Below are 5727 nucleotides of genomic sequence, written 5' to 3'. Positions count from 1 at the left end.
TGAATGCGCTGGGCAGCACCGGCTTCATCGATCACGTCAATCGCCTTGTCGGGCAACTGGCGGTCGTTGATGAACTTGGCCGACAACTCGGCTGCGGCCTGCAATGCGGCAATCGTGTATTTGACGCTGTGGTGGTCTTCAAAGCGGCTCTTGAGGCCTTTGAGGATGTCCACGGTCTCGGACACGGTGGGCTCGACCACGTCCACTTTCTGGAAACGGCGGCTCAGGGCAGCGTCTTTTTCGAAGATGCCACGGTACTCGGTGAAGGTGGTCGCACCGATGCACTTGAGCTGGCCGCTGGACAGCGCAGGCTTGAGCAGGTTGGACGCGTCGAGCGTGCCGCCAGAAGCTGCGCCCGCACCGATCAAGGTGTGGATTTCGTCGATGAACAAAATGCCGTTGGGCTTGTCCTTGAGCGACTTGAGCACGCCCTTGAGGCGTTGCTCGAAGTCACCCCGGTACTTGGTGCCAGCCAGCAGTGCGCCCATGTCCAGCGAATACACCGTGGCTTCGGCCAGGATGTCGGGCACAGTGCCCTGCGTGATGCGCCAGGCCAGGCCTTCGGCAATCGCCGTTTTGCCCACACCGGCTTCACCCACCAGCAGCGGGTTGTTTTTGCGGCGGCGGCACAGGATTTGGATCGTGCGTTCGACTTCGTATTCACGGCCAATCAGCGGGTCGATCTTGCCTTCTTTGGCCGCCTGGTTCAGGTTGTTGGTGAACTGCTCCAGAGGCGAGGCTTTTTCGTTGCGCTCACCGCCGTTGGCCTCTTCGGCTTCATTGCTGGCGGGCGCGTCGGATTTGGCCGCTTCGGGCGGGTCGGTCTTGCGAATGCCGTGGGCGATGAAGTTGACCACATCCAGGCGCGTGATGCCTTGCTGGTGCAAGTAATACACGGCGTGAGAATCTTTTTCACCAAAAATGGCCACCAGCACGTTGGCACCGGTAACTTCTTTTTTGCCGTTTCCGGTGGACTGTACATGCATGATGGCACGCTGGATCACGCGCTAGAAACCCAGCGTGGGTTGGGTGTCCACCTCTTCAGCGCCAGCCACCTGGGGGGTGTTGTCTTTGATGAAGTTGCTCAAGGCTTTGCGCAGGTCATCGATGTTGGCAGCGCAGGCGCGCAACACCTCGGCAGCGCTGGGGTTGTCCAGCAGAGCCAGCAGCAAATGCTCGACGGTGATGAATTCGTGGCGTTGTTGTCGGGCCTCAACAAAGGCCATGTGCAAGCTGACTTCCAATTCTTGGGCAATCATGTGATTTCCTTATGCCTTGCTGAGAGATAGAGATGAATGGGATGTGGGGGGCATTGGTGTTTATTCAATGGGTTCGCTCACACATTGCAAAGGATGACCGGATTGCTTGGCCGCATCCAGTACCTGATCGACCTTGGTGGCGGCCACGTCCCGGGAATAAACCCCGCAAATGCCTTTGCCGTCCAGGTGGATTTTGAGCATGATTTGGGTGGCTGCTTCGCGGTCTTTGCTGAAAAACTCCTGGATCACCATCACCACGAATTCCATGGGGGTGAAGTCGTCGTTGAGCATCGCCACCTGGTACATCTGGGGCGGTTCTATTTTTTGGGCACGGCGTTCGAGCACCACCGCGTCGCCGCCTTCGGGCGGTAGGGGTGTCACTGTCGGCAGCGTGGGGTTGGAAGTTTTTTTCGTTGCCATGATTTCATTCTATCGATGCTTTCAAGCCCTTTGGGGCTGGGGTAAGAAAAGTCTTTGGGCCTGACGGCCAATCCTGCCGACCCCGGGAAAACCTCACATTGACAAATTCACTCAGAATTACTCAAACTGTTCCATCTAAAAAAAACACGGAGACATCGTATGCCCAGTGGTACGGTCAAATGGTTCAACGATGCCAAAGGTTTTGGTTTCATCCAACCCGACGGCGGCGGTGCAGATGCATTCGCCCACTTTTCGGCCATCCAGATGGCCGGTTTCAAAACCCTCAAAGAAGGCCAAAGGGTCCAGTTTGAACTGACTTCTGGGGCCAAGGGCTTGATGGCCGTGAACATCCTGGCGGACGAGCCCAGCGATTCAAACTTGTTACTGAGCGCTCAGGATACAGAACAATCGAACTCGGCCACCGCCTCCCCGCAGCCCGCAGACGAGCCGCCAACCGTTTCCAAAGCGGCTGAAGACACCTCAGCCAGCTGATCTGCACAGCAACATCCTCGCCGTTTACCAGCGGACGGTCCAATGGCGTGAACAGCCGCTCGGCAAGCGTTATCCTTGGGGACCGAACTTTGCAGCTTTGCACCCCATGACCCAGACCGCTCATCCCTTTTCAAACGTGTCTCTTGGGCTTCGGCTCCAGCTGTCACTGCGGGGCTCACGTACCGCCCCATGGCTGATCGCCTTAGGTTTGCTTGCTGGGGGCTCAGCGCTGGCCCAGCCCCAAGCCCCCCAGCTTGACTTGGCTCGCACGCAGCTCTCTGCGGGCATGCACCGCTTGGAAGTTCAATTGGCCCAAACCCCAATGCAGCGCCAAATCGGGCTGATGTGGCGCAAGAACATGCCGATGCACGAAGGCATGCTGTTTGTGTTCGAGCAAGCAACAACCCAGTGCTTTTGGATGCGCAACACCTTGATCCCCTTGACGGCTGCTTTTGTAGAGAACGATGGCACCATCGTCAACATGGCCGACATGCAGCCTCAAAGCGACGACTCGCACTGCTCTGACAAACCCGTGCGCTTTGTGCTGGAAATGAACCAAGGCTGGTTTGCCAAACGGCAAATCAAACCGGGTTACAAACTCGGCGGCGTGGTGTTCAACAAACGACCCGGCTGAGTGTCAAACACCCCAGACCAGATCGGACGGTTCGGCCACACAGTACTTGAGCAGTTTGACCATGGGGCTGGCGCGTTGCGCCAGTCGCACCGAGTCCAGAGCCTCGTCCATGGCGTCCTGCAGCGCATCTGGCGTCACCTCGGGTGTTTGGGCCTCATGGCTGCGCTCTGCACGGGCCGCCTCATCTTGGGCGACGGCTGACTCCAGTTTGGCAATAGCGGCTGGCACATTTTTCGCCAGAATAATCCCTTGATCGGGGTCGTCACCCAGCATGATTTTGAGCAACCTGCGGGCATCGGCCTCCAGCATGATGAGGTCACTGGTGACTTGGGATTTGAACTTGAACAGCATGGGCACTCCAATCAGGAATGATTCAGCGGCCCACCGTCTCCACACCTTCGTCGTCAACGGCATCGCCCTGAATCAAGGCCTTGAGTTTATAGCTGGCATGGAAGGTCGCGACACGACGTGCATCAATAGGAATGAATTCTCCCGTGCGCGGGTTGCGCCCGGGACGCGCGGCCTTGGTGCGGATCTGGAAATTGCCGAAGCCGGAAATCTTCACATCGTCACCCGCGATCAGGCTGTCCACCATCAGATCAAAAAAAGCATCGACCATGTCCTTGGACTCGCGCTTGTTCAAGCCGATCTGCTCGAACAGTAAATCGGCCAGATGCGCCTTGGTCAAGGCCGGGGTTTCCAGGGATTCAAAACTGATTTGCATGGCACGCAATCAGCTACGCAAGCGCGCAGAAACCCGCTCGGACAGGCTGGCCATGATGGCCCCCATGGCGGCTTCGATCTGGGCGTCGGTCAAAGTGGCCTCGTCGCTGTGCAAGCTCAAACGCACCGCCAGGCTTTTCTCGCCCACAGCCAAGCCGCCAGCGGCTTCAGCCTTGGGGCGATAGACATCGAACAAGACCGCATGGCGCAGCAAACCTTGGGTCGGAGCGCTGTGGATGGCCTGCATCAACTGGGCATGGGTGACCTGCTCGCGCACGATCACGGCGATGTCGCGCTCCACCGCTTGCATCTTGGCAACGGGCTGGGCCACGGGCACGCTGCGCTGGGTGACCGCATCCAAGTCGAGCTCGAAAACGACAGGCGCGTGTGGCAAGTCCCAGGCCTGACGCCAGCGCGGGTGCAATTCACCCACATGACCGATCACCCGGCCTTGCAGCAGCACTTGGGCCGAGCGTCCGGGGTGCAAGGCGGGGTGTTCAGCGGCCACGAATTCGGCTTGGGCCGGGGCCAGCAAGCGCTCGACATCGGCTTTGACATCGAAGAAATCCACAAGGCGCGACTTGCCTGTCCAACTCAAAGGCTCCAAGGGGCCCCAGGCCATGCCTGAGACCTTCATGGGCTGGTCGAAACCTTGCACGGTGGCGTCGCTGTCCACCACGCTTTCATCGCGCAGAAACACGCGGCCGAGCTCGAACACGCGCACGCGGTCGGCCTTGCGGTCGGCGTTGAACTTGACCACCTGCAAGAGCGAACTGATCAGGCTCGAGCGCATCACGCTCATCTGGCTGGCGATCGGGTTGAGCAGGCGAATCGGGTGGACGTTGCCCGCCAAGTCTTTTTCCCACGCTTCTTCGACAAAGCTGTAGTTGATGGTTTCCTGATAACCCAAAGCGGCAATGGCGCGGCGTACGGCCGACGGGCTGCGCTCGGTCTCTGGGCGCACTTTGGCTGTGATGGGGGCCAGTGGCGGGTTAGTCGGCAAGTTGTTGTAACCCACCATGCGGGCCACTTCTTCGATCAGGTCTTCTTCAATCTGCAAATCGAATCGGAAGCTGGGCGGCGTGACGGTGACGGTGCCCTCCCCCTCGGCAACTTGCAGACCCAGACCACGCAAAGCGTCAGCGCATTGCTGCTGGGTCAAAGGCATGCCAATCACTTTGACCGCACGGGCCACGCGCAGGGTCACGGGCGTGATGGCGGGCAAGTTCAAAATTTGGTCATCGACGGGGCCGACTTGTGTGTCGGGCGTGCCGCAAATGTCGAGCACCAATTGGGTGATGCGCTCAATGTGTTCCACCGTCAGTTGCGGGTCCACGCCACGCTCAAAGCGGTGACCGGCATCGGTCGAGAAGTTGAAGCGGCGCGAACGGCCTGCGATCGAGGTAGGCCACCAAAAGGCAGCTTCGATATAGATGTTTTGGGTGTCGTCGGACACGGCAGTGGCGTCACCCCCCATGATGCCGGCCAAGGACTCGACTTGGCTGTCGTCGGCGATCACACCGACCTTCTCGTCCACGGTCACGGTGTTGCCGCTGAGCAGTTTGAGCGTCTCACCGGGCTGGCCCCAGCGCACCTGCAAGCCGCCGTGGATCTTGTCGAGGTCAAAAATGTGCGAAGGGCGACCGAACTCGAACATCACGTAGTTGGAGATGTCCACCAAGGGGCTCACGCTGCGCTGACCGCAACGGGCCAGGCGGTCGACCATCCACTGCGGGGTTTGCGCCTTCGTGTTCACGCCCTTGACCACACGACCGCTGAAACGGCCGCACAGGTCTGGGGACTGGACATTCACGGCCAGCTTGTCGCTGATCTGCGTGGCCACTGCCGGAAAAGTCGGTGCCTTCAATGGCGAGCCAGTCAGAGCCGACACCTCGCGGGCGATGCCATACACGCTCAAGCAGTGCGCCAGATTGGGCGTGAGCTTGAGCGTCATCAGGGTGTCGTCCAGATTCAAATACTGGCGTATGTCCTGACCCAAAGGCGCGTCTCCAGGCAACTCCAGGAGGCCACCATGGTCATCGGCGATCTTCAGTTCTTTGGCAGAACACAACATGCCTTGGCTTTCCACGCCACGCAGCTTGCCCACTTTGATCAAGAAAGGTTTGCCGTCTTCGCCCGGAGGCAATTCAGCACCCACCATGGCGCAAGGCACACGGATGCCCACGCGGGCATTGGGTG

General features: G+C 59.2%; 5 protein-coding genes and 2 pseudogenes. 2 read left to right on the top strand and 5 right to left on the bottom strand.

Features of this window, described 5'->3' with window-relative positions:
* Window positions 1-1259: pseudogene (locus Q0341_RS11695) on the bottom strand (Clp protease N-terminal domain-containing protein); the annotation flags it as partial.
* 60 nt (window positions 1260-1319) lie between these two features.
* Window positions 1320-1679: an ATP-dependent Clp protease adapter ClpS gene (gene clpS / locus Q0341_RS11690; RefSeq protein WP_299513475.1), complete on the bottom strand. Its 360-nt coding sequence runs from the start codon at window positions 1677-1679 to the stop codon at window positions 1320-1322.
* Window positions 1680-1838: 159 nt separating this feature from the next.
* Between clpS and Q0341_RS15270 the strand changes: the two are divergent.
* Both Q0341_RS15270 and Q0341_RS11680 read left to right on the top strand, forming a co-directional pair.
* Window positions 1839-2030, top strand: a pseudogene (locus Q0341_RS15270) (cold-shock protein); the annotation flags it as partial.
* 247 nt (window positions 2031-2277) lie between these two features.
* Window positions 2278-2805, top strand: a complete 528-nt coding sequence (locus Q0341_RS11680; protein ID WP_299513469.1) for a DUF192 domain-containing protein — start codon at window positions 2278-2280, stop codon at window positions 2803-2805.
* 3 nt (window positions 2806-2808) lie between these two features.
* Here Q0341_RS11680 and Q0341_RS11675 read toward each other — a convergent pair whose 3' ends face one another.
* From Q0341_RS11675 to pheT, 3 genes are all read right to left on the bottom strand, one after another.
* Window positions 2809-3156, bottom strand: coding sequence for a DUF1840 domain-containing protein (locus tag Q0341_RS11675; protein ID WP_299513467.1), 348 nt, complete (start codon window positions 3154-3156; stop codon window positions 2809-2811).
* Window positions 3157-3178: 22 nt separating this feature from the next.
* Entirely contained in the window at window positions 3179-3529 is a 351-nt protein-coding gene (locus Q0341_RS11670) for an integration host factor subunit alpha (RefSeq protein ID WP_299513464.1), read from the bottom strand.
* A gap of 9 nt (window positions 3530-3538) precedes the next feature.
* On the bottom strand, window positions 3539-5727 hold a 2189-nt coding region (gene pheT, locus Q0341_RS11665; protein ID WP_299513460.1), incomplete at its 5' end, for a phenylalanine--tRNA ligase subunit beta.

Origin of the sequence: uncultured Limnohabitans sp. (assembly GCF_937889215.1) — a bacterium.
In the GTDB taxonomy this organism is placed as follows: Bacteria; Pseudomonadota; Gammaproteobacteria; order Burkholderiales; family Burkholderiaceae_C; genus Limnohabitans_A.
Note: the sequence above shows the minus strand (reverse complement) of the source record. Positions and strands in the feature narration are given on the sequence as shown.